Origin of the sequence: Sorangium sp. So ce394, from assembly GCF_051474665.1 — a bacterium.
In the GTDB taxonomy this organism is placed as follows: domain Bacteria; phylum Myxococcota_A; class Polyangia; order Polyangiales; family Polyangiaceae; genus Sorangium; species Sorangium cellulosum_D.
Genome location: NZ_CP150339.1, coordinates 2,327,379 through 2,354,330 on the forward strand (window position 1 = coordinate 2,327,379; position 26,952 = coordinate 2,354,330).

Here is a 26,952-nt window from a genome sequence, read left to right on the forward strand (position 1 = left end):
GCCGATCGGCGCCTCCGTCCGGGGCGACGTGGGCCTCCTGCGCCATCTGGTGGTAACCTGGCGCCATGCCGGATCTGCCCATCTCTCTACGGCCGCTCGAGATCGCGGAGCTCGAGGCCTTCGTCGAGCTCGTGGCCTGCTCGTACGCGGAGCAGCGCGCGAGCGCCGTGGACGCGCGGACGGAGGACGAGCAGCGCAACGCGCGCTCCCAGATCGAGGCGTTCCTGCCGCAGGGGCTCGCGACCCCCGACCACCACATCTATTCGGTGCTGGAGGGCAGCGCCGTGGTCGGCCACCTCTGGATCGGCATGACCAGCGCGGACGGGTTTCGCAGCGCGTTCCTCTACGACATCCACCTGCGCGAGGACGCCCGCGGCCGGGGGATCGGGCGCCGGGTCATGGCCCTCGCCGAGGAGGTCGCCCGCGGCCTGGGCGCGCGGGACATCGAGCTGCACGTCTTCGCGCAGAACGCTCCGGCGCGGGGGCTCTACGAGTCGCTCGGCTACCGGCTCACGAGCCTCAGCATGAGAAAGCGCCTCGGCTGACGTCCGCGTGCCGCCGCCCGAGCGCGCGATTGGGGATATGCAGGACGAGACCAGCGCGCGGAGCGATGGCATCGATCGAGGTGGCGGGCATACCGCTCCAGAGGGTGAGCGGCACGCGGCTCCCCTCAGGCGACCCGCGCCGCGCCGGCGGCGCCGACCCCGGCGCGGACGATCTTGCCCCCCGTGAGGCGCAGGAGCCGGACGACGAGGAGCACCGAGTTCGTCACGAGCCCTGCCGTGAGCCCCCACCAGAGCCCTTGTGCGCCGAGGCTCAGCGCGAAGCCGAACAGGAGCGTGAGCGGGAAGCCGACCAGCCAGTGAGAGGCGATGTTGGCGAGGAACGGAAACCGCACGTCCCCCGCGCCGCGCAGCGCCCCGGCCGCGACCACCTGGACGCCGTCGAAGAGCTGGAACAGCGCGGCCACATAGAGCAGCTGGACGCCGATGTTCAGCACCTCGGCGTCCGACGTGAACAGGCCGACGAGCCGGCGCGGGGCCAGGGCGAACAGGAGGGCGCCGCACGTCATGACGGACGTGCCGAGGGCGAGCCCGAGCAGCGCGGATCGCCGCGGAGGGGCGCCGGCGCCGATGGCGTGGCCGACGCGCACCGACGTTGCGCCCGCGACGCCGAGCGCGCCCATGAAGGTGAAGCTCGCGAGCCCGAGGGCGATCTGGTGCGCCGAGACGGTGGGGGCGCCGAGGCGCCCCACGATCATCCCGAGGACCGCGAAGGCGCCGCTGCCGACGAGCAGGTGCAGCCCGATGGGCACGCCGAGGCGGAAGACCGCCCCGGTCGCGACGCGCTCGCGCGGAGGCGCGGGCCGTCGTCCTCCGCGCGGCGCGGCGGCGCCGGCTCGCGCCGCGCGGAGGACGACGGCGGCGAGGACGAGGCTGCCGGCGCTCGTCGCGAGCCCGGCGCCCAGGGCGCCGAGGCGCGGCAGCCCGACCGGCGGGAGGCGCAGCCACGCGAGCATGTCGTCGCCGCGCACGAGCAGCCCGCAGAGCGCCGCGTTGACGACGTTGGCGGCGACGGAGGCGACCAGCGCGGGCCGCGTCTCGCCGTGGGCCTGCAGGAACGTCCGGTACGCGAGGTGCGCGAGGAACGGGAAGAACCCGGGAGCGTGGCCGAGCAGGTACGCGCGCACGCCCGGGATGAGCGCGGCCTCGACGCCGATCGGCTCGAGCAGCAGCGTCGCGGGGAACGAGAGCGCGACGCTCGGCAGCGAGAGGAGCGCGCAGGCGCGGAGCGTCGACCGCAGCGCCGCCCACGCCTGCGCGGGCTGGCCGGCGCCGATCGCCTGGGACGCGAGCGGCTCGAGGGCGAACGCGACGCCCATCCCGAACGAGGTCGCCGCGAACATGATGGAGCGAGCGACGCCGATGGCCGCGAGATCCTGGACCGAGGCGCGGCCGATGATCGCCGTGTCGACAAGGCCCATGGACACGAGGCCGATCTGAGCGAGGGTGATCGGCAGCGCGAGTCGGGCCAGCGTACGCAGCTCGGCGCCAGCGTCGGCGCCGGAGGGCGCGAGCGAAGTACGGCTCATGCGAGCTCCATGAGGGGCCGCCGATTATCCCCGTGGCCGCGCTGCGTCAACGCGGCCAGGGGAGCCGAGCGCGGCGGGTCATCCAGCGAGAGGCTCGACCGGCGATCGCCCAGGAAGATCGCTGTCCTCGGAGCGCGCCGCGCGACATGTCACGTGCCAGCGTGACAACCCCGCTCCCTTCACGACGAGGACGGGCCGCGGGGCGCCGCTTCAAGCGAGCCGCAGCGCGAGCATCCCGATCAGGTTGATGCCCGCGTGCGCCACGACGCACGGCCAGACGTTGTCCCGTCGCACCGCGAGCGCCCCGAGCGCCAGGCCGATGGCGAAGGTCTGCACGACGCCGAGCGTGGCTTGATAGAAGTGGCCGATCGCGAACAGAGCGGACGTCAGCACGACGGCGCCAGCGGCGGCGGCGGGGTCGTGGGGGTTTGGGGACAGGGCGGCGCGCAGGCGCGAGATGAAGAAGCCGCGGAAGACCAGCTCTTCGTACGTGCCGGTGAAGAGCGCGAGCGGGAGGATGAGCGCCGGCGGAAGCTCGGAGAAGCCGCTGAGCGCGGCGGTCTTCTGAGCGGCGAGCTGCTCCGGGGAGACGCCCGCTGTCAGCCCATAGACGACCGTCCCCGCGCCGGCGAGCAGGTAGCTGGCGATCAGCCCGAGCAGGCCCCAGCCGAGGACGGCGGCCGGCGCCTCGCGCCGGAAGCCGAGCGTGGTCCAGCGCTCCCGGAACACGGCGAGCATGACGGCGATGCTGCCGAGCAAGATGCCGCCGCCGGCGGCGACTCCCTGGGCGATGTCGCGCGGTGAGAGGCTCCGCGCGGCGGGGCGCGCCGCCTCGCCGAGCGCGAGGAGGGTCAGCAGGACGGCGGCGACGACGAGGGCTTGCAGCGCTGATCGGGCGCGGGCGGACATGACAGGAGCCAGGCGAGCCCGTCGCGGGCTAAGGCGCCGCTGAGCCGCGCTCCATGAAGAGCGCCTCCATGTTGTTGCCGTCCGGGTCGAGCACGAACGCCGCGTAGTAGCCGGGCGGATACCCTTCCGCGGTATCGCGCAGCCCAGGCGGGCCGTTGTCGGTGCCGCCCGACCTCAACGCCGCCGCATGAAAGGCATCGACCTCCGCGCGGCTGCGCGCCGCGAAAGCCGTATGGTTCCGCGTGCTGTGGGGGTGAAACCGATCGATCCAGAAGGCCGGATAGTCGACGCCGTAACCCACGGCATCGGCGCCGGTGTCTTCCGGCAGCTGCATGACCCGACGGTAACCGAGCGCGCCGAGCGCGGCGTCGTAGAGCGCTGCCGAACGGGCGACATCGGAGACGCCGATTCCGGTGTGGTGGATGATCATGAGGGTGCTCCTTCGTGCTTAGCGCCGCGCGGCGTAGCTCGTCAATCCTCGGGCCGCCACGAACGGGGAGCGCACGGGGGACGCGCGGCCGCTCACCCGCGCAGGATGCCGAGCGCCCGGGCCTGCTCACGCAGGGCGGCGATCACGGCGGCGGTCGGCGGCGCCGGCGGCGCGGGCCGGCGGCCGCGCACGAGCGCCATGGTGCGCGTGAGCGGCGCGAGATCGTGCACGGGCACGGCGACCAGCCTTCGCTCGGCGAGATCGTCGGCGATGTACGTGGTCGGGAAGAAGCCGACGGCGGCGCCGCGCAGGACGAGATACCGCGCGGTCTCCATCGGCACATCCATCGACACCGCGGCGCGCTCCGCCAGCCGGGTGACCTCGGGGTGATGCGCGCGCCACCAGCGCAGGCGCAGGAACGGGCGCCCGAGACGCGCGACATCGTCGCGATCGACGCGGCGGCGGCGGGCGAGCGGGTGATCCGGCGCGACCGCGAGCACGATCGGCTCGCGCAGGAGGAACAGGCGGGTCAGGTCGGCAGCGCCGGTGTCGAGGCACGGCCACACGACGACGCCGAGCTCGACGAGGCCGTCGAACAGCATGGCGAGCACCCCCTCGTGGTCGGCCGAGCGCACCAGCCACTCGAGCGACGGGTGCGCGGCGGCCACGGTCGCGAGCGCGGGGCCGACCAGCCCGGCGGCCACGGAGCCGAGCGAGGCGAGCGTGACGCGGCCGCGCTGTCCGGTGCGCGAGAGCCGCGCGGCCTCGAGGCCCTCGGCGAGCACCTCGGTGGCGCGGCGCGCGAACGGGACGAAGCCCTCGCCGAGCGGCGTCAGGGCGACGCGCCGGCCGCGGGTGAACAGCGCGCCGCCGACCTCGGCCTCGAGCGCGCCGATGCGCGCGCTCACCGCCGGCTGGCCGATGCCCAGCGTCCGCGCGGCGCGGGTGAAGCTGCCCTCGCGCACGACGCGCAGGAAGGCCGTCAGCTGGGCGACGTCCACGGAGGCGCTTCCATCGAGGATATCGATGCGAACCATTGCTTCGATTGCATTGAAGCATGGTAGCGCGGCCGTTAGGTTCACCGCCATGGACACCGTACGAATGGCCCACGCCGGCGACGCCGCGGCGATCGCGGCGATCTACGCCCCGAGCGTCTCGGGGCCGATCTCGTTCGAGCTGGTGGCGCCGACCGTGGACGAGATGGCGGCGCGCATCGCGGGCGTGCTCGCCCACGCGCCGTGGCTGGTCCTCGAGCGCGACGGCGCGGTGGTCGGCTACGCCTATGGGGCGCGCCACCGCGAGCGAGCGGCATACCGGTGGTCGGTCGACACCAGCGTGTACATCGACGCCGCGCACCACCGCACCGGCGTCGGCCGCGCGCTCTACCGCGCGCTGCTGGAGCTCCTGCGCCTGCAGGGCTTCTACGTCGCCCACGCGGGCGTCACGCTGCCGAACCCGGCCAGCGTCGGCCTCCACGAGGCGCTCGGCTTCGAGCCGGTCGGCGTCTACCGCGACGTCGGCTGGAAGCAGGGCGCGTGGCGCGACGTCGGCTGGTGGCGGCTCGCCCTGCGCGCGCCCGACGGCGCGCCCGCGCCGCCGCGGACGCCGGCGGAGATGGCCGGGCACCCGGCGTGGACGGCGATCCTCGAGCCCGGAGCCGTGGAGTGAGGTCGTGCCGTTCGCGGCGCACAGGGCGGCCGCCTTGCGTATGCCTCAGAGATGATCCGCGAGAAACTGGAGCGTGCGGCCCAGCGCCGGCGGCGCCGCGATCCGATAGGCATAGCGAGGGCGGACAGCGCTCAGCGCGCTGGCCCTCGTCCGTTGTCGATCCAGCTGGAGAGCTCCTTCCGCGGCTCCGCTTCGAGCTCGAGCAGCTCCCTCAACCTCGACGCGAAGGACACGGGCGGCCGCCCGAGGACCGCCCCCAGGAGCGGATTGACGCTGGACGCCTCGCCTGCCTCCAGCGCCGGATACGTGGACGCCCAGAACCTCGCGACATCTCCGTTCGCGCTGTTCCGCCGCACGAACTCGTCCTGGCTCACCAGCGAGAAGCGTATCTCGCGGCCGAGGATGGACGAGATGAGCGCGGTGGTCTGCTCCAGCGTGTACGCCTTTGGCCCGACGAGGGCGATCGTCTCATTCTCGTATCCGCCGCCCGCGACGATCCTCGCCGTCGCCTCTCCGAGGTCGTCCCTCGCGGCCCAGGCGACCCCACCGTCGCCCGGTACGACGACCTCGTCGTGTCCGGCGCCGAAGAAGCCGAGAAAGACGGGGAAGCTCTCCATGTACACGCCTTCTCGGAGGATCGTGTAGGTGATCCCGCGCGATCTCAGGTACGCCTCCGTGTCGAGGTGCGCCCTCATCACGGCTGCCTTGCTCTCTCGCCCGAAGGCGAGAGAGGTGTAGTAGACATGCCTCACCCCCGCCTTCACCGCTGCGTCGATCGCGTTCTTGTGCGACGTGACGCGCAGGTCGTCGGAGAAGGACGGATGAGAGACGATCAGCAGCTTGTCTCCACCTCGAAACGCGTCTTCCAGGGATCTGGGGTCGGTATAGTCTCCCGACCTCACCTGCACTCCCGCCTTCTCGAGCTCTGCGCGAGCCAGGCGGTTGTGCAACGAGACGATGATCTCGGAGGGGGGGACCAGCGTGAGGATGTGCTTGAGGACGGACGAGCCGAGGTGCCCCGTGGCGCCGGTGAGGATGATCATGGCGGGAGTCTATGGTCGCGCCCGGGGGTGGGGCAGGGCGAGAGCTGCGCTTCTCTTGCCCGATCCTGCGATCCGGCGCGCTACGGCTTCCGGAGGCGCTCGGCGTAGTCGCCCGGCGCGGCGCCGAAGCGGCGCTTGAAGTCGCGGGTGAAGTGCGAGGCGCTCTCGTACCCGGCGCGCTGCGCCGCTTCGCTCGCGCGCAGGCCAGAGAGCAGGAGGGCGCGCGCGTGCTGGAGGCGCAGCTGCTTCAGGTAGCGCATCGGAGAGACGCGGGCGACGGCGCGGAATCGATGCGCGAAATGCGACGGGCTCATGGCGACGTGCCGCGCCACCTCCTCCACGGACAGCGGCCGCTCGACGTTCGCGCGGAGGAAGCGCATCGCCGCGTGGATCTTGTCCGCGTCGCGGTCGCGCCCCACGGCGCCTCGAACCATCGCGGCGGCCTCCGAGCGGAGCAGGCGAAAGACGAGCTCCTCGAACGCCAGGGGGGCGACGATCCGGCGCTCCACCGGGTCGCGGATCGCGCGGAGCAGCCGGACGACGGCGTCCTCGATCGGCGTGTCGAGGTCCGAGACGACGGCGGGAGCCGACTCGGCCCTAGGCTCGGCGCTCGCGTCGGCCAGCGCGAGCAGCATCCTGGCGATCGCGTCCGGCGGGATCTCGAGGCTCATGGCGAGGTACGGAGAGGCGCTGTCGACCTCCGTTATCGCTTCTTCGAACGCCGCGTCCCTCGCCACGACCGCATAGCGCGAGGCGTCGACCTCGAGCTCGACCTCGTCGAACCGCGCGGTCGTCCTGCCTTGACCGACCACGGTGAGCGCCGGACCGAGCGCGTGCAGGATCCGACAGGTCGTCGGGCGCGACACACGGACGAATTTCAGGCCGGGAAACGCCGCGTCCGTGCATCCCTCGGCCTCCGCGTAGCAGGCGATGAGCGCCGCGCGTTCGCCGGCTGGCGCCGCGCGATGGAGCCCTGCGGCCTGCGGGCCCCTGGGCCCGTGCCGGAGCCGAGCGTTGGATCTTTGCAGCATGCCGCCAGCGTACACCGCGCCGCGCAGCTCACCAGCGCGTCGCCGGCGCGTCGCCAGCGCGCTATGCCCGCCCCCTCGCCGCCGCCGCCGTCGCATACGGCGGCTCGCGCCCGCCGCGCACCGCGGCGAGGTCGCCCCGCATCGTCCGCGCGTCGGGGTACCGCTCCTGCTTGAGGAAGGCGAGGGCGCGGTCCACCACGGCGCACAGGCCCGGCGGCGCCGTGGGGGCGTGCTGCGCCAGCGGCGGCGCCTTCTCGGTGGCGACGGCGATGAGCAGGCGCGCCTCGTCCAGGTTGCCGTGGATCGTGCGCCCCGCGAGCAGGCGGAACATCGTCGCGCCGAGGCCGAACAGGTCCGTCCGGCCGTCGATCTCGCGGATGAGGCCCAGCGCCTGCTCGGGCGCCATGTAATCGTCGGTGCCGATCGACACGCCGGTGCTCGTCTTCGTCATCTCGGGCACGCCGGCGACGTCCTCGAGCAGCGGGTCGAGCACGCGCGCGAGGCCGAAATCGAGCACCCGCACGCGCCCGTCGTTGCCGATGTGCAGGTTCTCGGGCTTGAGATCGCGGTGTACGATGCCGTGCTCGTGCGCCACGATCAGCACGTCGAGGACCCGCTCGGCGAGCGCGATCACCTGGCCGACGGGGAGCGTCCCGTGCCGGACCATGCGGTCGAACACGGTCTCTCCCTCGAGCATCTCCATGGCCATGTAGACCGCGCCGTCGTCGGTGGCCCCGGACTCCAGCACCTGGGGGAGCCCCTCGCAGAGCGGCGCCACGGCGGCCAGCGCGTTCCCGATCGGCCCCTCGCGCAGGAACCGCTTGCGCACCTCGTCGATGCTGGCGAGCTCGGCGTGCAGGACCTTGACCGCCGCCACGCACCCGTCGGCGCGGCGGCCGAAGAAGACGCTCGCCATGCCGCCGACCCCAAGGACGCGCTCCACCGCCCACGGGCCGATCCGCGTGCCGACGCGCTGCTCTGCCAGCTCCTCTTCGGTCAACATGGAGCGATGGTAACACCGGCGCCGCCCCGCGGGGCCATGCGCTCCCTCCCGCCTGCCCATCGCCCCCTCGCCGGCGCGCTCGCGCTCGGCCCGGCGCTGCTCGCGCGCGCCCGCGCCGCGCCGGAGGCGCCGTGGCTCGCCGCGAGCCTCGTCGACGGCCCCGCCGTGGTGCTCGGGGCCCTGCAGCGCGCCGCGCGCGTGGTCGACCTCGCGGTCTGCGCGGCGCGCGGCGTGCCGGTCGTGCGGCGCGCCACGACCGGCACCGCCGCCTTCCTCGGCGGGCGCGGCGTCGTGTGGACCCTGGCGTTGCCGCACGTGGCCGCGCTCGCGCCCGACGCCACGGCCCGGACGCTCCTCAACCGCAACGTGCGCGGCTTCCTCAAGGGCTTCGCCCGCGCCGGCGCGCCCGCGCACTACGGCGGGCGCGAGTGGATCGCGCTGCAGCGCCGCCCCGCCGCGCTGCTCGGCGTCGAGGCGGCGCGCGACGGCGCGGTCCTCATCGAGGTCTTCGCCGGCCACGACGCGCCGCTCGCGGTGCCCGCGGAGCTCGCGGCGCCCGACGAGCGCGCCGTCGACCGCTGGCTGGGCAAGGCGCCGGCGGCGCTGGCCGAGGTCCTCCCGGCGCGGAGCTCGCTCGAGGCGCTCGCGCAGGCCGTGGTCGACGCGGTCGCGCTCGGCGCGGGGCTCCCGCGGGTCGACGGCGGCGAGGCGCCGGAGCTCGGCGAGGGGCCCTTCCAGCCCATCACCGCGCCCGACGACCCGGCGCCGCCGGGCGCCGGCGCCGCCGTGGTCGCGCGCGTGCCCATCGGCTGGATCGAGGCCGCGGCGCTCGGCGAGGCGCCGGCGCGCGCATGGCTCGGCGGCGACGTCCTCACGGGGCGCTGGCTCCTGGAGGAGCTCGGCCGCGGCGAGGCCGCCGCGCCCCTGGACGCCGGGACCGCGCCGCTCGAGGGGGCGAGCCTCTCCGACCTGCGCGCGCTCGCGCAGCGCGCGCTCTCGGCGGGAGCAGCTGTTCGCGATGATCGAGGACCTGGGGGGCACGGAGGCAGCTCATGAAGAGGCGAGTCGAACGGGATCTCTTCGGGACGGCGGCCGCGCTCGGGCTCGCCATGGCGGCGGCCGGTTGCGGAGGCGGAGGCGGGACGCCGGGCGGGAGCGGCGCCGCTCACGGCGAGAACGGCGGCACCGGCGGCGCCGCGGGGACCGGAGCCGCCGCGGGGACCGGAGCCGCCGCGGGGACCGGAGCCGCCGGCGTCGGGAGCGGGGGAGCGCCGGGCGGAGATCCCTATCCGACGGAGAATGTCGGGCCGGTGACCCGCGGAGGAACGATGACGTTCCAGAACATCGGCGCGCCCGGCTACTGGGGTCGCCGCATCGAGGCGGAGCCGGGCGACCCGCGCTGCGACGTCGAGTCGACGACGCTCAACTTCTCCTGGGGCGACGAGTTCTGCTGCCGTACGCGCCACGAGGTCACGAGCGCGTCGCTCTCGCCCTTCAACGAGCAGATGACCCTCATCTTGCGAGGGCCGCTCCGCGCCAAGCAGCTCGCCGTCTACCAGCCGGGAGGCGCCGGCGATCGCTGGGTGCGCCGCTCGTTCTGGGATCGCCGCGCGCCGCAGGCGCTCGCGGACCTCAAGCTCACCGGGCCGGACGGCGCGGGCGCGTTCACCGGCGATCTGGGCAATGCATGCCACTGGTATGCGATGCGCGACGCGCCTTTCCCCTGCGGGCCGGGCAGCGATCCGTACTGCCCCTCTGGCGGGCCCGACGTGAACTACCACGGCTGGGAGGGCTCGAAGCTCGTGGTGCTGCTCGCGTCGATGCCCTACGCGGACGACCCGGCGCTCGCGCAGCTCAGCTGCGCCGACGGCCCGAGCGACGGCTGGACCGACGCGCCGTGGGTCGGGTTCTCGGCGTCGGAGCTGATGCGCGACGGCTGGGGCAAGTATCACCCTTGCCATTGCTATGCGAACACCGACCCCGGGGTGGGGGACGGCTGCGGGGAGATCAACGTCTTCGAGACGGTGTCGGAGGCCGAAGGGCTCGAGTACGGCAACCGGGATATCCTCAGCACCGGGCTCCGCTCGTACCAGGTCGGCCACCTGGGCGGGAGCGTCTGCGGCAAGCAGCGCTGCGACGTCGCGTCGTTCCCCGACACCGCAGATCTGCTGGACGCGTGCGGACAGGCCGCGCTCGACGCCGGCGCCGTCCTCGACGCCGACGACCCGGGCGGAGGCTGCCCGGTGTGGCGGCGTCCCCTCGACGATCGGTTCTTCTTCATCCTGCTCGACGAGGCGAAGCGCACCGTCCAGGTGGGCATCGTGCACCCCGCGGCGATCCCGGCGAGCGCCGCGGAGATCTTCCCCGGCTTGCCGGAAGAGGTGAGTCAGGCGTCGATGGATCGGCTCGCCGCGCTGCGCCTCCCCGAGCGCTGAGGCCCGCGCAGGCGCCCGAGCGCCGGCCGGCGGGGGGATGTCGCCAATCCCTCGCCGATCCGCGCCGGCCCGACCGCGCCGGTCCGCTCGATCGCGGGCCGGCCGCGGGCGCTCGCGGGCCGGCCGCGGCGCCGGTACGGCGATTGCATTGTGATTTTCCGGGAGACGGCGAGCGCCACATCGCTGCTCCTGGACAGAGCTTCACAGCCGCTGTCGCCCCGTGAGGCAGGACGCCCCAGCGTGGCCGCGCCCGGCGCTCTTCGCGAGAGAAGCCATGAAGAACAACACGCCCCTCGTCGCACTCCTCCTCCTCTGCGCCGCGTGCAGCCCGAACGAAAAGCTCGCTCCGATCGGCGCCGGCGGTGCCGATCGGAGCGACGCGGGCGCGGCGCCGGACGCCTCCGGGGGCGGCGCCGAGGGCGATCTCTTCGCCCAGCTCCCGACGATCGCGCCGACGGCGACCGGGCAGCGCGGGGCGGCGGCGACGGTCGATCTCCGCGGCACGCTGGCCGCCATCGAGGTCCTGAAGCGAGGCGGCAACGCCGTCGACGCCGCGGTCGCCGCGGCGGGCGTGCTGGGCGTGACCGATCCGTTCTCCTGCGGCATCGGCGGCGGCGGCTTCATGCTCATCTACCTCGCCGACGGGGACGAGGTGATCGCCCTCGATCACCGCGAGACGGCGCCGTCGCGGCTCGAGGCGCGGCTCTATTACGAAGACGGCGCGCCCGTGGCGTTCGACGAGCTCGTCACCAGCGGCCTGTCGGTCGGCGTCCCCGGCGCCGTGCGGGGCTGGAGCGACGCGCTCCGCCGCTATGGCACCCTCGGGCTCGGGGACGTGCTCCAGCGGGCCATCCAGGTCGCGGAAGCGGGGTTCGACGTCGACCAGACCTTCTTCGATCAGACCCAGCGGAACCTCTCGCGCTTCCAGGCGATCACGAGCACGAAGGCGCTCTTCTTGGGGCCCGACGCGGAGCCGTGGCCCCTCGGCACCCTCTTCAAGAACCCGGATCTCGCCGCCACCTACCGCCTCATCGCCGAGAGCGGAGAGAAGGCCTTCTATGAAGGACAGGTCGCCGCGGCCATCGTCGCCGCGGTGAAGGAGCCTCCGGTCGAGCTCGGGAGCGCGCTCGACGTCCGCGCCGGGGTGCTCGAGCTCTCCGACCTCCGGGACTACGAGACCCGCGTCCGCCCGGCGCTCTCGACCACGTACCGGGATTACACCATCTACGGCGTTGGCCTCCCGAGCAGCGGCGGGATCGCCGTCGCACAGGCGCTCAACCTGCTCGAGGGCTACGACATGGCGACCCTCACGCCGGTCGAGGTGCTCCACCGCTACCTCGGCGCCTCGCGGCTCGCGTTCGCCGATCGCGGCGCTCTCCTCGGCGATCCCGAGTTCGTGGACGCCCCCGTGAAGGGGCTGCTCTCGAAGGACTACGCCGATTCACGGCGCGCGCTGATCGACCTCGCGGCGGCCCCCTCCGCCGCGGCGGCGCCGGGCGACCCCTACGCGTTCCAGAGCGACCCGAGCCCCGCGCCGGGCCGCGCCCGGGCGGCGAAGGGCGGGAGCGCTGGCCCGAAGGACGCGGACGACAACGAGACGACCCACATCACCGTCAGCGACGCCGCCGGCAACATCGTGTCCTATACGTGCACCATCGAGTACGAGGGCGGCAACGGAATCGTGGTCCCCGGCTACGGCTTCTTGCTGAACAACGAGCTCACCGACTTCACCATCCCGCCCGACCCGAGCGCGCCGCACCCCAACGTGGCCGAGCCGGGCAAGCGCCCGCGCAGCAGCATGAGCCCGACGATCGTCCTCAAGGACGGAAAGCCCGCGCTCGCGCTGGGCTCTCCGGGCGGGTCCACGATCATCACCACGGTGCTGCAGATCCTCGTGAATCACATCGACCTCGGCCTTCCCATCGACGAAGCGCTCTCGGCGCCGCGCCTCTCGCAGCGCAACTCAGGCGACGGATCGACCGACGCGGAGACGGCGTTCCTGAGCGCCCCCGAGGCCGAGGGGCTCGCGTCCCTGGGCCACGCCCTCTCCGACGCGGCCACGCTGGGCGGCGAGATCGGCGCGGCCACCGCCCTCCGCTTCCACGGCGATGGCACCGTGACCGCGGTCGCCGAGCCGGTCCGACGTCACGGCGGGAGCGCGATGGTCGCGCAGCCGCGGTAGGCGCGGCGCGCTGAAGGCTCGGTAGAACGTCAGCGATGCTGCGCGCTCGGCCTCGGCGGCCCACGCCGCGGTGCTGGCAGGTGCGGTCGGAGCGACGGGGCCATCGCAAGGGCCGGCTGCTGGCGGAGCAACAGACGATCCGTAGGGGTGTTGCTCCAGCAGCAGCCGCGCGTCAGGAGGCCTTCACGGCCACGTGGAGGGGCTGGACCACCGCCGCGAACGCCGGGAGCGCCTCGCAGCGGGCCGCGTGCGCGGCCAGCGCCGGCCGCCTCGCCGCGTCGGTGACGGACGGGTGCGCCTCGCCGATGAACCGCAGCGCGCAGGCGACCGCGATGTCGGCGTGGGTGAAGGCGCCGAACCAGAAATCGCCGCCCCGGGCGGCGCGCTCGCGCTCCAGGAGATCGAGCGTCTCGCCGAGCTGCGCGGCGCAGCGGTCGACCCAGACCTGGCTGCGGCGGTCGCCCGCGCGCAGCACGTGCTCGTAGAGCAGGCTCACCGCCTTGTCGGCGAGCCCCGTGGCGAGCGCGCAGACCCGCAGCCCGGCGCGGCGCGCCTCGCCCGAGCGCGGCAGGAGCGCGCGATCGGGCCCCACCAGGTCGTCGAGGGCGTCGAGGATCGCCGCGCTCTCGACGAGCGACTCCCCGCTGTCCGTCACGAGCACGGGCACGCGCCGGAGCGGGTTGTACTTCGCGATGGACTCCGCGTCGGCCCACACCGACCACGGGCGGTGCTCGTACGCGAGCCCGTAATGCTGGAGCGCCACGGCGACGCGGCGCACGAACGGCGAGTCGTACTGGCCAATCAGGATCATGGTTCCTCCTCTCTCCAACGACGGCCGCGGCTACCAGACCGAGCACATCTTCGCCGGCCGCATCGGCGTGCCGGGCGCGCACTTGAAGGCCTCGGCGAACTGCGGCAGGTTCGCGAGCGGCCCGTTCACGCGGAACCGCGGCGGCGAGTGCGGGTTCACCTGCACCATCAGCCGGAGCGCCTCGTCGCGCATCTTGCCGCACCACGCCTGCCCGTGCGCCAGGAAGAACTGCTGATCTTCGGTGAACCCGCCCGCGACCGTCTGCTCCGCCGCGCCCTTGCGCATCGTGCGGTACGCCGCGAACGCGAGCTTCAGGCCCCCGAGATCCGCGATGTTCTCGCCCAGCGTCAGCTTGCCGTTCAGCTTCACCCCCGGCAGCGCCTCGTAGCCCGAGTACTGCGCCTCGACGCACTCGGTCTTCGCCTTGAACGCAGCGGCGATCTCCTTCGACCACCAGTCCTCCAGGTTGCCCTTCTGGTCGAACTGCGAGCCCTCGTCGTCGAACCCGTGCGTGAGCTCGTGCCCGACGACCATGCCGATGCCGCCGAGGTTCACCGCGACGCCCGACTTCACGCTGTAAAACGGCGGCTGGAGGATGCCGGCGGGGAAGACCATGTGGTTGCGCTGCGGATCGTAATAGGCGTTCACCGAGGGCGGGCTCATCTGCCACTCGTCGCGATCGACCGGCTTGTCGATCTTCCCGAGATCCCACCGCGTGTGGAAGGCGCGCGCCGCCAGCGCGTTCTTCGCGTACGACTTGGGATCGACCTCGAAATCGTACGTCCGCCACTTGTCGGGATACCCGATGAGGTACGCCATCGCGCCGAGCTTGGCGAGCGCGCGCTGCCGCGTGCCCTCATCCATCCAGTCGAGCGCCCGCACCTCGCGGCCGAACGCCTCGCTGATCGCGCGCACCATCGCCTCGGCCGCGGGCTTGCTCTCGCCGGAGAAGCTCGTCTTGACGAACGGCTGCGCGAGCAGCTCGCCGAGCGCGTTGTCGGTCGCGTCGACGCAGCGCTTCCAGCGCGGCCGGACCTCCTTTTGCCCGGTGAACGCCGATTGCAGCGTGAAGGTCTCGTCGACGAACGCCTTGGACAGCGCGGGCGCGAGGGAGCGCACCACGTGCCACGCCAGGTAATTCTGCCACGCGGCGGGCTTCGCCGACTTGAGCAGCCGCGAGAGCCCCTCGAAGAACCGGACGGAGGTCACGTTCACCTCCTTGATGTCCGGGCGGCCGAGACCCTGGAAGTACGCGTCCCAGGGGAAATCCGGCGCCGCCTTCGCGAGCGCCGCCCGATCCATCTTGTTGTACAGGCCCTTCGGGTCCCGCCGCTCGACCCGCGTCTTCGAGATCTTCGCGAGCTCGGTCTCGATCTGCACCACGTCGACCGCCGCCGCCTTCGCTGCGGCCTCCTGGGCCCCGGCGAGCCGCATCATCCGCGCGACGTGCTCCTCGTAGGTCTTGCGGAGCGCCTTCGACTTGTCGTCCTCGTTCAGGTAGTAGTCGCGGTCCGGCAGGCCGAGCCCGTTCTGGTCGAGCTGGGCGATGACGCGCGTCGCGTCCTTCATGTCCTGCGCAGAGGCGATGTCGAACAGCGCCCAGATGCGGCGGCTGTGGAGCTCGGTGACGAGCGCCCCGACGCTCTTCGGGTCGCGCACCCGCCGCGCCTTGGCGAGGAGATCCGCGATCGGCTTCGCGCCGGCGGCCTCGATCGCGGCCTCGTCGACGCACGCGCCGTAGTAGGCCCCGATCTTCTTGCTCACCGGATCCCGGTCGCCGGCCTGCGCCGCCTCCTCGAGGATGCGCCGGAGCTCCGCCTCGTTGCGCTGCTCGATCTCGTTGAAGCTCCGCATCCACATGGCCTCGTCGCCCGGGATCTCCGTCTTCGCCAGCCATCCGCCGCAGGCGAACTGATAGAAGTCCTCGCAGGGGTTGGCCGAGCGGTCGAGCGCGGCCTCGTCGAGCCCGACGTTCTCGAGCTTCGTCTCGACGATCGGGAGGCCCTGCGGCGCAGGCGGGGGGGCCGCCGCCTTCACGGCCGAGGGGGGCGGAGGTGGCGGGCCCGCGGCCGGGCCGCAGGCCGGCAGCGCAGAGAGGGCCAGGGTGATCGCGAGGGGGGCTGCGAGCGGTCGTTGCGTGCGCATGCGGCGCTCTACCACGAACCGCGCGCTGCGCGGACAGCGACCGCCGGCCGCGCGGAGCCCGCGACGCAGGCCAGCCATCGCCCCCTCGGCCCTCGGCCGCCGTCGCCCGAGGCGCGGGCGGCCTCACTCCCGGTCGAGCTTCCCCATCAGGCTCAGGGTGAAGTACGCCCCCATGTACTTGAGGTGCGGGCGCACCTCGAGGTGCACCCGGTACCAGCCCGCGCTCCCCTCCACCTCGGTCACCGTGGTCCGCGCCTTCCGGAGCGGCCTGCGCGAGCGCACGGCGGGCGACACGACATCCATGTCCGCGACATACTGGTTCAGCCAGCTGTTCAGCTCGCGCTCGAGATCGCCGCGCTCCTTCCACGTGCCGATCTGTTCCCGCTGCATCACCTTGAGGTAGTGGGCGAGCCGGCTGACGAGGAGCACGTAGGGCAGCTGCGTGCCGAGCCGGTAGTTGATCTCCGCGGCGCGCCCCTCCTCGCTCTGCCCGAAGAACTTCGGCTTCTGCACCGAGTTCGCGGAGAAGAAGCAGGCGTTGTCCGTGTCCTTGCGGAACGTGAGGCCGATGAAGCCCTCCTCGCTGAGCTCGAACTCGCGGCGCTCGGTCAGCATGATCTCGGTCGGGATCTTCGTCTGGATGGCGCCCAGCGCCTCGTACTCGTGGAGCGTGAGCCCCTCGACCGTGCCCCCTGACTGCGGGCCGATGATGTGCAGGCACCAGCGGTGGCGCGCGAAGCTCTCGGCGAGCCGGGTCGCCATCGCGTAGGTGGGGGCGCCCCACAGATACGCCGCGTGGTTGCCGACGACGTCCTCCTCGTAGGAGAACGCCCGGACCGGGACGGTGCTCGCCCCGTAGGGCAGGCGCAGGAGGAAGCGGGGGAGGAGCAGGCCCACGTAGCGGGCGTCCTCGGACTCGCGGAACGAGGTGTATTTCACGTACTGCGGCCCCTCGAAGAGCGCCTTGACGTCGCCGAGGTGCGGCACCTTCCGGTAGTCCGCGAGCCCGAAGAACTGCGGGCCCGCGACGGCCAGGAAGGGCGCGTGCGCCATCGTCGCGACCGCCGCGCACTTCTGGAGGAGCGCGATGTCCTGGGGCCCGGGGCCGAACTCGTAGTTCGAGATCACAGCGGCGAACGGCTTGCCGCCGAAGGAGCCGAACTCCGACGAATAGACGATCTTGTAAAGGCCGCTCCTCACGATCTCGGACGAGTCCTCGAAATCCGCGAGCAGGTCGTCCTTCGAGCAGTTGAGGACCTCGATCCGGATGTTCTCGCGGAAGTCGATGCGATCGACCGCGAACTTGAGGCCGCGCCACGCGGCTTCCAGCCGCTGGAACGCCGGGTGGTGCAGGATCTGGTCGATCTGGCGCGACAGCCGCAGGTCGATCTCGGCGATCCACAGGTCGATGAGGGCGTTGTCGAGCGCCGGGCCGGCGTCCGGCCGGCCGGCCACCCTGTCGAGCGCGGCCTCCACGCCGCGCTTCACGTCCTGGTAGGCCTCGTTGGCCGGGGGGATCCCCGCCTCCGCCAGGATCTCCTCGAGCAGAGAGCCGCCGCTCTCCGTCGCCGGCTCTTCTTGCTGCCCCGCTTGCATGTCCACAAATTTACCACGGTCGCTCGCCGGCTGGAAGCGACGGACACGCGGGCGTCCGCGGCCGGCGCGGCGCGGTCCCGCGCACGCCGCGCCCCATCTGCCCGCGCCGATCGCGCTGACGTGACGGCGGGGCGGCGCGCCTCGGACGCCCGCGCACGGCCGTATTGAACCGTGCAGAACAGCGCGTAACAGCGGGTAACAGCGCGTGACAGCGTAGGGCGCTCCGTCAGCGCGCAAGTCAGGTGTCGAGTGGACATGAAATGTACATGGCGAGCGAGAGACTACAGTGTTACAAATCATGCGTGGGTGCTCTCACGGAAGTCGCGGAAGCAGTGATCTTCGCTCGAAGGCGCCCTCCCAAGTTTCCGGATCCGGCGCCGCCGCCCGCGCGACGTCGCCCGTCCTGGCCGTGGCCGCGCGGCGCCGACATCGCGCGTCGCTAGCGTCCCGAACAGCCAAGAACCCCAGGGATCAGCCACAGGAGCACGGAGGGACAGAGCGCTTCTTCTGTCTCTCTCCGTGTCCTCTGTGCCTCTGTGCCTCTGTGGTTCCGATGCTTTGTGTTGCAGCGGCGCCGCCGGGCGCCGCCGGTCGTGGATTTCGAGAAGAGGAGGGGGGATGGAACGCCTCGGGCTCGGCATCATCATCGGCGTGGGACTCGCCAGCTTGACCAGGATCACCCGTCCGACCGTCAAGAGGGCCTTGCGGTTCGGCTTCGTCGCCGCCGACGCGCTCAAAAGCGCGCTCGGCGAGGGCAGGGAGCGGCTCGGCGACCTCGTCGCCGAGGTGAGGGAGGAGATGGCCCGGCAAGAGCAGCGCGCCGGCGCGGGCGGCGCGCGGGCGCACGCGCGCGCCGAGATCGAGCCGCCCGCGGCCTGACGAGAGGGTGTTCCGGTGACCCGGCCCGGCCGGCCGGGAGGTGAGCCATGCCGAGCGATCGAGGGGTCGTCATCATCCACAGGGTTCTCGGGCGCGTGCGCCTCGGCGTCCCCGCGCTGCGCGGGGACCCGTCGAGGGCGGAGGAGATCGCGGAGGCGGCGCGCGCCTGCCCGAGCGTCGTCGACGCGCGGGCGAGCGCGTGGGCCGGGAGCCTCACGGTCGAGCACGAGCCCGACGTCCCGCTGGAGACCGTCCTCTCCGAGCTCGCGAGCATCCCGGAGCTCGCGGACTGCGGCTGTCACCCGATCGACGCGCTCTCGCCCCCGCCGCCGCGCTGCGCGGCGCCCGCCGAGCCGCCGAGCCCCGGCCGGACGGCGCGCCTCGTGGTCCAGGCCGCGGGCCGGCTGAACGCGGCGTCGCAGGCCGTCCCGCCGCCGCAGGTCGACCTCAAGATCGTGATCCCGGCGCTCCTCGTCGGCTCCGGGATGCTCCAGGTGCTGCTGCGGCGCTCCCCGGGCATGCCCCACTGGATCACGCTCATCAAGTACGGGGTCGACGCCTTCGTGGTGCTGAACCACGCCCGCATCCAGGGCTTCCTCGCGGGCTCGGGCGCGCCGGCCGGCGGCGAGGCGGGGTGACCATGGCGGCGCTCCTGTCGAGCGGGACCTGCGCGGTCTCGGTCGTCCACGCGATCCCCGGCAGGGTCCGCCTGCGGCTGCCGCGGATCGGGCGGGACGAGGCGTTCGGCCCGCTGCTCGAGGCGGGGCTCGCCGCCGTGCCGGGGGTCCTGTCCGTGCGCATCGCCGAGGGCGCGTCGAGCGCCGTCGTCGAGCACGACCCGCGGATCGTCGACGTCGGCGCCATCGTGCGCGCCGCGGCCGCGGCCTCCGCCGCGCCGGCCCCGCGGGGGGCGCTGCGCGCCGCGCGCGGCGCCAGGAAGGCGCGCCGCGCGTCGGCCCTGGCGAGGCGCCCGCTCTACCTGTCGAGCGCCGGCATGCTCTTCTCGCTCGGCTTCGTCTCGCCGCTCCTCGCGTACCCGTTCATCGCCGCGACGTGCGCGCCCATCTTCAAGCGGGCGTGGCAGTCGGTGGCCCGGCAGCGCAAGCTCAACGTCGACCTGCTCGACAGCCTGGCGATCGCCTCGGCCGTCGCGACCGGCGACGCCATCAACGCGGCCGGCATCATCTGGCTGGTCACGCTCGGCGATCACATCCGCGATCTCACCCAGGCCCGCGCCCGGCGCGCGATCCGCGGCCTGCTCGGCTACCAGCAGGACCTCGCCTGGGTGGTGCGCGGCGACGCGAAGGTGCAGGTCCCGGTGGCCGAGCTCGCCGTGGGCGACGTCGTCGTCATCTACACCGGCTCGGTGATCCCGGTCGACGGGACGGTCACGGACGGCGAGGGGCTCGTCGACCAGCAGACGCTGACCGGCGAGTCGATGCCGGTGCTCAAGGGCCCCGGCGACCGCTGCTTCGCGGCGACCGTCATCAAGGACGGCAAGCTGTACGTGCGCGCCGAGCGCGTCGGCGGCGACACGACCGCCGCGAGCACCGCGCGGCTCATCGAGAGCGCGCCCGCGCTGGAGACGCGCGCGCAGAACTACGCGGAGGTGGTGGCGGACCGGCTCGTCCCGCCGGCGCTCGCGTGCTCGGCGGTCGTGCTCGCGGCGACGCGGGACCTCGGCCGCGTGTCCGCCATCCTGACCATCGACTTCGGCACCGGCCCGCGCGTCTCGGCCCCGACCACGGTGCTCGCCTCGATGAACGCCGCGGCGCGGCGCGGCATCCTCATCAAGGGGGGCGCGTACATCGAGAAGCTCGCGCGGGTGTCGACCGTGGTGTTCGACAAGACCGGCACGCTGACCTCCGGCGTGCCCGAGGTGACCGACTTCCTCGTCCACGACGCCCTGTCCGAGCGCGAGGCGGCGACGCTCGCCGCCGCGGTGTCCGCGCGGCAGACGCACCCCGTCTCGCAGGCCGTGCTCCGCCTCGCCGAGGCGTGGCGGCTGTCGATCCCGGACCGGGAGGAGTCCCGCTACCTCGTCGGCCGGGGCGTGCAGGCCCGGGTCCTCGGCAAGGTCGTCCAGCTCGGCAGCCCGCGCTTCATCGAGGAGCTCGGCGTGCCGTGCCGCGCCGAGGCCGGCGCGCGGCAGGCGCTCGAGGCGTCGGCGAAGTCGCTCCTCTTCCTCGCCGTCGACGGGCAGCACGTCGCCACGCTCGCCTACCGCGACGCGATCCGGGCCGAGAGCCGCGCGACCATCCGGAGCCTGCGCGAGCGCGGGATCGACGACATCGTCATGCTGACGGGCGACAGCCGCGAGGTGGCCCGGCAGGTCTCGCTCGAGCTCGGCATCACGCGGTACTTCGCGGAGATGCTGCCCGAGGACAAGGCGGAGATCACGCGGCGGCTGACGCAGGAGGGCCGCACGGTCGCGGTCGTGGGGGACGGCATCAACGACTCCCCGGCGCTCTCGTACGCCGACATCGGCATCAGCGTGTCCGCGGGCGCGGAGATCGCCCGGGAGACGGCGGGCGTGGTCCTCGTGGAGGACGACCTGTCGAAGCTCGTCGAGGCGATCGACATCTCGCGCGGCGCGATGCGCATCATCCACCAGAACTTCTCGATGATCCTCGCCGTGAACGCGGTCGCGTACGCGCTGTCGATCCCCGGCCTCCTCAACCCGGTCGCGGCGACGCTCATGAACAACGGCTCCGCGGTCCTCGCCTGCGTGAACGGCCTCCGTCCGCTCATGGCGGCGCCGCGCAGGGCGGCCCGCGCGGGCCGCCGGTGAGCCGGCGCGGCGCGCGGGTCCGGGCGGCGGCGGGCGCGTTCCGCCCCGCGCGGGGCCGCGGCCCGGTACGCGCGCTGCACGGCGGATGAAATGGCCGGGATGGAGAGGGAAATGCGCGCTGGATCGAGGTCCTCCGCCGCGCGGCTGCGCGCGGCGCGCCGGGCTGTGCGCGGGCTGCCGGGCGCGGCGCTGGCGGCGGTGATCGGCTGTGCCGACTGTGCTCAGCCGCCCGCCACGCCGCACGTGACCGCGGCGAGCCCGGAGGAGGCGGGCCGGTACCTGATCCTCGTGGGCGGGTGCAACGACTGCCACACGCCGGGCTGGGATCGATCGAGCGGCAGGCTCCCGGCCTCGGAGTGGCTGACGGGCAACGGCGTCGGCTACCGCGGTCCGTGGGGGACGAGCTACGCGGCGAACCTCCGGCTCTCCGTCCAGGACCTCAGCGAGGACGCGTGGGTGAGGATGTTCCGCGCGGCCGTCGGGCGCCCGCCGATGCCCTGGCTCAACTACGCCACCATGCACGAGCGCGACCTCGTGGCGATGTACCGCTTCATCCGGAGCCTCGGCGCGAAGGGCGCCCGCGCGCCGCAGGCGGTACCGCCGGGAGAGGAGCCGGAGACGCCGTACATCCTCATGGTCCCACAGCCGCCGGCGCGCAGGCCGTAGCGGTCCCCGGGCCGGCGCGCGTCAGGGGCCCGGGCCGCCGAGCGACGCCGGCGCCGTCCGGCTCGCGGCCGGCGGCTCGCAGGGCAGCTCCACCGTGAAGCGCGCGCCCTCGCCCTGGCGGCTCTCGACGCGCACCGCGCCGCCGAGCGCCTCCACGATGGTCTTCACGACGTGGAGCCCGAGCCCGAGCCCCCCGAAGTGGCGGCTCGACACCGCGCGCTCGAACCGCTCGAACACGTAGGGGAGGCGCGAGGCCGGGATCCCGATGCCCTGATCCTGCACCACGAGCTCCGCCGCGCCGTCCTTCCGCGCCACCGTGATCTCGATCGGCTTGCCCGCGCCGAACTTGAGGGCGTTGTCGAGCAGGTTCGACACCACCTGCTCCAGCCGGCTCCGGTCCCACGACCCCACGATCGACGGCGCGGCGCGCACGCTCAGGGGCGAGCCCGACTGCGCCACGCGCTCGCCGAGCCGCTCCACGACCTCGTCCACGACCTCCGCGAGGTCGACCGGCTCGACGTGCAGCTCCAGCCGGCCGGTGTGGAGCTGCGAGACGTCCAGGAGATCGTCGATCAGCCGGGTGAGCCGCTGCACCTGCCGATCCAGCCTGTGCAGGGCGCGCCCGACGCGATCGTCGGGCGCGTGGCCGTTGCGCCGGAGCAGCGCCTGGATGCCGAGGCGCAGGGAGGTGACGGGCGTGCGGAGCTCGTGCGACGCGACGCTGAGGAAGTCGTCGCGCACGCGGATCGCGTGCTGCGCCTCGCGGTAAAGGCGGGCGTTCTCCAGGGCGATCGCGATCTGGTCCGACAGGAGCTCCAGCACGTGGACGCGGTCGCGCGTGAAGGCCTGCGTGGTGAGGTCGTTCTCGAGGTAGACCACCCCGAGCCGCGCCTCGTTCCGCCGGATGGGCAGGACCAGGACCGACCTCGATCCGCCGTCGGCGAAGCGGGGATCGCGGCCCTGCTCCGGCTCGCTGGCCGCGTCGTCGAGCACGAGGGTCTCCTGCGCCCGGTGCGCGTGCTCGACGACCCGCCGCGGGACCTCGCGCGACCGGCAGAGCGGCGCGCGCTCGATGGAGACCGGGGCGGCGACGGACCCGAGGGCCCGGACGAAGAGCTCCCCCTCTTCCTCGAGCACGAGCGCCCCGCGCTGCGCGCCGGCGGCCTCCAGGCAGACGCCGAGGAGCTTCTCGAGCAGGCGATCGAGCACGATCTCTCCGGAGAGCGTCTCGGCGGCCTTGAGCAGGCTGAGCGCGTCGAGGGCGACCGCCGGCAGCCGCTCCTCGGCGAGCTCGGGCTCCTCGCAGGGCCCGGAGAGCCCGAACTCGTCCGCGAGCGCGCGCGCCTTCTCGGAGGCGCCCCACCGGGCGAACCCCTGCCGCGCGGCGCGCAGGTACAGCGCCGCGATCCGCGCCCGCCCGAGCCCGTGGTAGAAGCGCCCGGCCAGCTCGTTGCCGAGGGCCGACAGCTGAAGGAACCCCCCGCGCGTCGCCGCGTCGACGGCCTCGTCGTAGCGCGCGCCGGCGAGCTCGAGCTCGCGCTCGACGCGGGCGATCTCCGCGTCGACGAGGAGCCGCCGCGGGAGGAAGTTCTCCGCGCAGCCCGACTCCCACCGTTGCAGGACGCGCCGGAGGTCGGCCGCGCGCGCGAGCAGCGCGGCCCGCTCCGGCGCGTCGGCCTCATCGCACCGCTGCAGCAGGGTGAGCGCGGTGTACAGCGCGTGCTGGCACTCGGGGATGTAGCCGCTGATGAAGTGGATGCACGGGACCGCCGCGTCGGAGTGGGCGGTGGCCTGCGCCAGGTCCCGGTACACGTAAGAGGCCTGGAGGCGCAGGATATGGTACACGCACCTCGCCGGCGGCTCCCTCTGCGCCGCCTCGAAGAAGGCCGTCTCGTCGAACTCGGCGTCGTCGGCCGCGCCTCGGCGCCTCGTCAGCCCCTTGAGGCACCGGATCGTCTGCCGGTAGGCGAGCTGGTAGAAGAGCGTCGACCTGTTGCCGGTCTGCCGGCTGAACGCGATCGCGTCGTTCAGATCGACCAGCACGCGATCGAGCTCCACCCCTGCGGCGAACGAGTGCTCCACGAGCCCGGTGCGCGCGTAGGAGGCGAAGCGGAGCTCGCCGGACGACAGGCCCAGCGCGACGATCTCGCGGAACGACCCCGCGCTCGAGGCGAGCGGGGCGACCCACGGGCGAACGAACTCGTTGACCATGTACCGGGCGATCGTCTCCTGGGCGCGATCCTCGAACCTCTGCGCGAGCTCCACGGCGAGCCGGCCGAAGCCCTGGGCGCACCAGAGCTCGCCCTCGGCCGCCAGGAGCATCGCGTGCCCTGCGTAGGGGAGGATCGACGCGCTCGCGTTGCCGTGCTCCAGCGCGAGGCGGACGCCGAGGGAGGTGAGGAGCAAGAGCTGCTTCCGGTCCGCGAACCAGGCGGGGGCGACCATCTCGGCGAGGAGCTTCATGTGGGCCCGCTCCTCCGGCTTGGTCGCGCGCGGGAGGTCGACGAGCGACTCGGGCGAGCGCGCCCCGAGGTGCGCGCGGATGGCCCGCCGCTGCGCCGCGATCTCCTCGTCGAGATCCGGCGCGGACAGCTCGACCCCGAAGTGCGCGCGCAGCGCGTCTCGCCCCCAGCCGAGCGCCAGATCGTGCTCGCCGGTGATCGTCGCGCTCATGATCCGGAGCGCTTCCAGGTCGACCCGCTCGGGGATCGACGCCGCGTGGCGGAGCCCCTCCTCCACGAGCGCGCGGGCCCTGGCGTGCTGATCGGTCAGCGCGGCGCACTCCGCCGCGTCGCGGTGGAGGGAGAACCAGAGCGCGTAGCACGAGCGAGGGGCGCCCTCGGGCAGCAGGCGGAGGCCGCTGCGGAAGTACGCGAGCGCCGGGCCGTAGGCCGCGGCGCGTCGCGCCTTGAGGCCGGCGCGGTGGTTCAGCTCCGCGAGGCGGCCGCGCTGCTCCGGATCGAGCGGCGCCGGGCCGAGGTTCAGCTGGTCCACGGCGTCGAACAGCGCGCCCTCCGCGCCGCCGCCCGGGGAGGCCTCGAGGAGGAAGCGGCCGATCTCGAGGTGCAGCTGCCCCCGCCGCTCCGCGGGCGCGAGCTCGTAGGCGGCCTGCTGGACGCGATCGTGGGCGAACCGGATCGCGAGCTCCGCGCCGCGCTCGCGCGCGCTGTCCGGCAGGAGGAGGCCCTCGCAGAGCGGCTTGCCGAGCGACGCGAGCGCCTCGTCGACGGACCGTCCCGACACCGCCGCGACGATCTCGAGGGCCGCGCGCTTGCCGATGCACGCCGCGATCTGCAGGAGCTCCTGCGCCTCCTCCGGCAGCTTGCGAACGGACTCCGCCATGAGCTGGACCACGTTGTCGGTGGCCCCGACCCGCTCGATCCGGCCGAGGTCCCACGTCCACGTCGAGCGGCCCGCGTCGAAGAGGAGCAGCCGCTTCTCCTGGAGCGATCGGAGGAGCTGGCGGATGAAGAACGGGTTGCCCGCGGTCTTGACGAGGATGAGCTCCGCGAGCGGCCGCGCCCGCTCCGGCTCGCAGCGGAGCGCGCCGGCGAGCAGCGCGACGATCGCCTCGGCGTCGAGGGGGCCGAGCGGCACGCGGGTGGTCGGGATCTCGGCTTGCCGGAGCTCCTCCAGCGCGCCCTGGAGCGGGTGCGTGAGGCCGACTTCCTTCGGCCGGTACGCCGCGATCAGCAGCACGTGGCGGCTGCCTGGATCCGCGGCCAGCGCGCGCAGGACGCGGAGCGACGCGGCGTCGGTCCACTGGAGATCGTCGAGGAAGATCGCGAGCGGCGGCCGCTGGGCGGCCACCGCGCGCACGAAGCCCTGGATCGCGAGCAGGAAGCGGCTCTCCGCGCGCCTCGGATCCGCCGCGGGCAGCTCGGGCAGGGCGGCGAGCAGGTCGGCGAGCTCCGGGCAGAGCTCGGCGAGCGCGCGGCAGGGCGCGCTCGCCGCTTCCCTGAGCGCTGCGCGGCTGTCCTCCGGCTCGGCGCGGAGCGCGGCCGCGAGGCCGCGGAGCGCCTCCGCCAGCGAGGCGTAGGGCACGTTGGCGGCGCGCAGATCGAACTTGCCCTCGATGAACCGCCCGCCCCGCTCGGCGACCGCGTCTCCGAGAGCCCTGACGAGGGCGGTCTTCCCGATGCCCGCATCTCCCGTCACCAGCGCGAGCTCCGTCCGGCCCTCCGCGGCGCGGGCGAGCGCGTCGTGCAGCGCGGCGAGCTCTCGCGCGCGCCCGAACAGGCGCTCGGGCAGCGGGAGCCGCCGCGCGAGGTCGAGGCGGCCGAGCTCGAACGGCGCGACGTCGCCCGCGGCGAGCCACCGCCGCCGCGCCTCGCGCAGGTCCTGGGCGAGGCTCTCGGCGCTCTGGTATCGCAGCTCCGGCATCTTGGCGAGGAGCCGCTGCACGATCTCGGAGAGCGCCGCTGGCACGTAGGGGCTCACCGCGTGCGCGGGCACGGGGCTCCTCGCCATGTGGGCGTGCACGAGCGCGAGCGGATCGAGCTCCTGGAACGGCGGCGCGCCGATGAGCATGGCGTAGAAGGTCGCGCCCAGCGCGTACAGGTCCGAGCGCGTGTCGACGAACCGGCCCGTGCGCCCGAGCTGCTCGGGGGACAGGAAGGGGAGCGCCTTCAGCTTCTCGAGCTCCACGGCGCCGGGCGCGCTCGTGAGCTCGGCCGCGTCGGCGAAATGGACGAGGGTGACCTGCCCATCCGCGCCGAGGACGACGCGGCTCGGGGCGATCGCGCGGTGGACGACGCCGCCCGCGTGGATGCGCGCGCAGACGTCGGCGAGCGCGACGGCGACGTGGAAGAACGCGTCGAGCGCGAGCGGCCCTCGGCCGATCCGCCGCTCCAGATCCTCGGGGCCCGCGTCCTCGAGGAGGAGCGCGGGCGCGCTCTCCGGGCCCTCCAGGGCGAGGGGCCGAGCGATCCCCGGCACGTCGAGCCGGCGCAGGAAGGCGTGCTCGCGCAGCAGTAAAGCCGCGGCGCCCGGGGCCGGAGGGGTCCCGCGGACGGTCTTCTGCACGACCGTCCTGCCGGCGAGCGTGAGCCTGCGGAGCCGAAAGCGGCCGCAGCGGTGAATCTCGGTCGTCTCCGCCCGAGTCATACGCGTCCCCCTCGCGCACTTCACGGGATCATAAAGCCGGGTGCGTGTGTGCGCTAGTCGAGAGTCCTCGGTCTCACGACGCCGCGGGAACACCGGTCCACGCTTCCACTTCGGCTTCAACCCTCTTCGGCCCTTCGGGCCGGGCGGGCAGCCACGCGGCCCTCT

General features: G+C 73.5%; 20 protein-coding genes. 9 read left to right on the forward strand and 11 right to left on the reverse strand.

The genetic code is table 11. The features are described 5' to 3' along the window. Positions 1-65 precede the first annotated feature (65 nt). Positions 66-545, forward strand: a complete 480-nt coding sequence (locus tag WMF33_RS08600; protein WP_437336690.1) for an N-acetyltransferase family protein — start codon at positions 66-68, stop codon at positions 543-545. Positions 546-670: 125 nt separating this feature from the next. Here WMF33_RS08600 and WMF33_RS08605 read toward each other — a convergent pair whose 3' ends face one another. The 4 genes from WMF33_RS08605 to WMF33_RS08620 form a co-directional block, all read right to left on the reverse strand. Continuing rightward, complete coding sequence (locus WMF33_RS08605) at positions 671-2,092, reverse strand: MATE family efflux transporter (protein WP_437336691.1); 1,422 nt, start codon at positions 2,090-2,092, stop codon at positions 671-673. A gap of 210 nt (positions 2,093-2,302) precedes the next feature. Then, a complete protein-coding gene (locus tag WMF33_RS08610) occupies positions 2,303-3,001 on the reverse strand; it encodes a CPBP family intramembrane glutamic endopeptidase (RefSeq protein WP_437336692.1) in 699 nt (232 codons plus the stop codon). 28 nt (positions 3,002-3,029) lie between these two features. Further along, positions 3,030-3,428: a VOC family protein gene (locus WMF33_RS08615; RefSeq protein WP_437339456.1), complete on the reverse strand. Its 399-nt coding sequence runs from the start codon at positions 3,426-3,428 to the stop codon at positions 3,030-3,032. Positions 3,429-3,523: 95 nt separating this feature from the next. After that, positions 3,524-4,468 (reverse strand): LysR family transcriptional regulator, encoded by a 945-nt coding sequence (locus WMF33_RS08620; RefSeq protein WP_437336693.1) that lies wholly within the window; start codon positions 4,466-4,468, stop codon positions 3,524-3,526. 49 nt (positions 4,469-4,517) lie between these two features. On the opposite strand from WMF33_RS08620, the gene WMF33_RS08625 reads away from it, so the two are divergent. After that, on the forward strand, positions 4,518-5,099 hold the full coding sequence (locus WMF33_RS08625; RefSeq protein ID WP_437336694.1) for an arsinothricin resistance N-acetyltransferase ArsN1 family B: 582 nt from the start codon (positions 4,518-4,520) through the stop codon (positions 5,097-5,099). A gap of 131 nt (positions 5,100-5,230) precedes the next feature. On the opposite strand, the gene WMF33_RS08630 is transcribed toward WMF33_RS08625, so the two are convergent. The 3 genes from WMF33_RS08630 to WMF33_RS08640 all read right to left on the reverse strand — a co-directional run bounded on the left by WMF33_RS08630 (position 5,231) and on the right by WMF33_RS08640 (position 8,176). Further along, complete coding sequence (locus WMF33_RS08630) at positions 5,231-6,142, reverse strand: SDR family oxidoreductase (RefSeq protein ID WP_437336695.1); 912 nt, start codon at positions 6,140-6,142, stop codon at positions 5,231-5,233. Positions 6,143-6,222: 80 nt separating this feature from the next. Next, the gene (locus WMF33_RS08635; protein ID WP_437336696.1) at positions 6,223-7,173 is read right to left on the reverse strand and encodes an AraC family transcriptional regulator; all 951 of its coding nucleotides are present in this window, start codon (positions 7,171-7,173) and stop codon (positions 6,223-6,225) included. A gap of 61 nt (positions 7,174-7,234) precedes the next feature. After that, positions 7,235-8,176 (reverse strand): serine/threonine-protein kinase, encoded by a 942-nt coding sequence (locus WMF33_RS08640; RefSeq protein ID WP_061623696.1) that lies wholly within the window; start codon positions 8,174-8,176, stop codon positions 7,235-7,237. A 36-nt stretch (positions 8,177-8,212) separates the two neighbouring features. Between WMF33_RS08640 and WMF33_RS08645 the strand changes: the two genes are divergently transcribed. The 3 genes from WMF33_RS08645 to ggt all read left to right on the forward strand — a co-directional run bounded on the left by WMF33_RS08645 (position 8,213) and on the right by ggt (position 12,793). Beyond that, positions 8,213-9,232: a lipoyl protein ligase domain-containing protein gene (locus tag WMF33_RS08645; RefSeq protein ID WP_437336697.1), complete on the forward strand. Its 1,020-nt coding sequence runs from the start codon at positions 8,213-8,215 to the stop codon at positions 9,230-9,232. Then, on the forward strand, positions 9,229-10,611 hold the full coding sequence (locus tag WMF33_RS08650; RefSeq protein ID WP_437336698.1) for a DUF2403 domain-containing lipoprotein: 1,383 nt from the start codon (positions 9,229-9,231) through the stop codon (positions 10,609-10,611). The genes WMF33_RS08645 and WMF33_RS08650 overlap by 4 nt, the downstream gene beginning before the upstream one ends. A 274-nt stretch (positions 10,612-10,885) precedes the next feature. Next, positions 10,886-12,793, forward strand: coding sequence for a gamma-glutamyltransferase (ggt, locus tag WMF33_RS08655; protein WP_437336699.1), 1,908 nt, complete (start codon positions 10,886-10,888; stop codon positions 12,791-12,793). 172 nt (positions 12,794-12,965) lie between these two features. Here ggt and WMF33_RS08660 read toward each other — a convergent pair whose 3' ends face one another. The 3 genes from WMF33_RS08660 to tssC form a co-directional block, all read right to left on the reverse strand. After that, positions 12,966-13,604: a glutathione S-transferase family protein gene (locus WMF33_RS08660; protein ID WP_061629692.1), complete on the reverse strand. Its 639-nt coding sequence runs from the start codon at positions 13,602-13,604 to the stop codon at positions 12,966-12,968. A 30-nt stretch (positions 13,605-13,634) separates the two neighbouring features. Next, positions 13,635-15,749, reverse strand: a complete 2,115-nt coding sequence (locus tag WMF33_RS08665) for a M13 family metallopeptidase (protein WP_437336700.1) — start codon at positions 15,747-15,749, stop codon at positions 13,635-13,637. Positions 15,750-15,872: 123 nt separating this feature from the next. Continuing rightward, entirely contained in the window at positions 15,873-17,345 is a 1,473-nt protein-coding gene (tssC, locus tag WMF33_RS08670; RefSeq protein ID WP_437336701.1) for a type VI secretion system contractile sheath large subunit, read from the reverse strand. 618 nt (positions 17,346-17,963) lie between these two features. On the opposite strand from tssC, the gene WMF33_RS08675 reads away from it, so the two are divergent. The 4 genes from WMF33_RS08675 to WMF33_RS08690 all read left to right on the forward strand — a co-directional run bounded on the left by WMF33_RS08675 (position 17,964) and on the right by WMF33_RS08690 (position 21,681). Further along, positions 17,964-18,224, forward strand: coding sequence for a hypothetical protein (locus WMF33_RS08675; RefSeq protein WP_437336702.1), 261 nt, complete (start codon positions 17,964-17,966; stop codon positions 18,222-18,224). 47 nt (positions 18,225-18,271) lie between these two features. Continuing rightward, complete coding sequence (locus WMF33_RS08680) at positions 18,272-18,862, forward strand: hypothetical protein (protein WP_437336703.1); 591 nt, start codon at positions 18,272-18,274, stop codon at positions 18,860-18,862. Positions 18,863-18,864: 2 nt separating this feature from the next. Next, complete coding sequence (locus WMF33_RS08685) at positions 18,865-21,015, forward strand: heavy metal translocating P-type ATPase (protein ID WP_437336704.1); 2,151 nt, start codon at positions 18,865-18,867, stop codon at positions 21,013-21,015. A 111-nt stretch (positions 21,016-21,126) separates the two neighbouring features. Beyond that, a complete protein-coding gene (locus WMF33_RS08690; RefSeq protein ID WP_061622284.1) occupies positions 21,127-21,681 on the forward strand; it encodes a hypothetical protein in 555 nt (184 codons plus the stop codon). A 21-nt stretch (positions 21,682-21,702) separates the two neighbouring features. On the opposite strand, the gene WMF33_RS08695 is transcribed toward WMF33_RS08690, so the two are convergent. Then, positions 21,703-26,787: a sensor histidine kinase gene (locus WMF33_RS08695; RefSeq protein WP_437336705.1), complete on the reverse strand. Its 5,085-nt coding sequence runs from the start codon at positions 26,785-26,787 to the stop codon at positions 21,703-21,705. Positions 26,788-26,952: the final 165 nt, after the last annotated feature.

Bases quoted from the DNA above. Each gene is read 5' to 3' on its own strand.
- WMF33_RS08660 (WP_061629692.1), bottom strand. From the start codon at position 13,604: ATGATCCTGATTGGCCAGTACGACTCGCCGTTCGTGCGCCGCGTCGCC.
- WMF33_RS08680 (WP_437336703.1), top strand. From the start codon at position 18,272: ATGCCGAGCGATCGAGGGGTCGTCATCATCCACAGGGTTCTCGGGCGC.
- WMF33_RS08605 (WP_437336691.1), bottom strand. From the start codon at position 2,092: ATGAGCCGTACTTCGCTCGCGCCCTCCGGCGCCGACGCTGGCGCCGAG.
- WMF33_RS08620 (WP_437336693.1), bottom strand. From the start codon at position 4,468: ATGGTTCGCATCGATATCCTCGATGGAAGCGCCTCCGTGGACGTCGCC.
- tssC (WP_437336701.1), bottom strand. From the start codon at position 17,345: ATGCAAGCGGGGCAGCAAGAAGAGCCGGCGACGGAGAGCGGCGGCTCT.
- WMF33_RS08600 (WP_437336690.1), top strand. From the start codon at position 66: ATGCCGGATCTGCCCATCTCTCTACGGCCGCTCGAGATCGCGGAGCTC.
- ggt (WP_437336699.1), top strand. From the start codon at position 10,886: ATGAAGAACAACACGCCCCTCGTCGCACTCCTCCTCCTCTGCGCCGCG.
- WMF33_RS08640 (WP_061623696.1), bottom strand. From the start codon at position 8,176: ATGTTGACCGAAGAGGAGCTGGCAGAGCAGCGCGTCGGCACGCGGATC.
- WMF33_RS08690 (WP_061622284.1), top strand. From the start codon at position 21,127: ATGCGCGCTGGATCGAGGTCCTCCGCCGCGCGGCTGCGCGCGGCGCGC.
- WMF33_RS08635 (WP_437336696.1), bottom strand. From the start codon at position 7,173: ATGCTGCAAAGATCCAACGCTCGGCTCCGGCACGGGCCCAGGGGCCCG.
- WMF33_RS08645 (WP_437336697.1), top strand. From the start codon at position 8,213: ATGCGCTCCCTCCCGCCTGCCCATCGCCCCCTCGCCGGCGCGCTCGCG.
- WMF33_RS08695 (WP_437336705.1), bottom strand. From the start codon at position 26,787: ATGACTCGGGCGGAGACGACCGAGATTCACCGCTGCGGCCGCTTTCGG.
- WMF33_RS08665 (WP_437336700.1), bottom strand. From the start codon at position 15,749: ATGCGCACGCAACGACCGCTCGCAGCCCCCCTCGCGATCACCCTGGCC.
- WMF33_RS08675 (WP_437336702.1), top strand. From the start codon at position 17,964: ATGGAACGCCTCGGGCTCGGCATCATCATCGGCGTGGGACTCGCCAGC.
- WMF33_RS08650 (WP_437336698.1), top strand. From the start codon at position 9,229: ATGAAGAGGCGAGTCGAACGGGATCTCTTCGGGACGGCGGCCGCGCTC.
- WMF33_RS08610 (WP_437336692.1), bottom strand. From the start codon at position 3,001: ATGTCCGCCCGCGCCCGATCAGCGCTGCAAGCCCTCGTCGTCGCCGCC.
- WMF33_RS08625 (WP_437336694.1), top strand. From the start codon at position 4,518: ATGGACACCGTACGAATGGCCCACGCCGGCGACGCCGCGGCGATCGCG.
- WMF33_RS08685 (WP_437336704.1), top strand. From the start codon at position 18,865: ATGGCGGCGCTCCTGTCGAGCGGGACCTGCGCGGTCTCGGTCGTCCAC.
- WMF33_RS08630 (WP_437336695.1), bottom strand. From the start codon at position 6,142: ATGATCATCCTCACCGGCGCCACGGGGCACCTCGGCTCGTCCGTCCTC.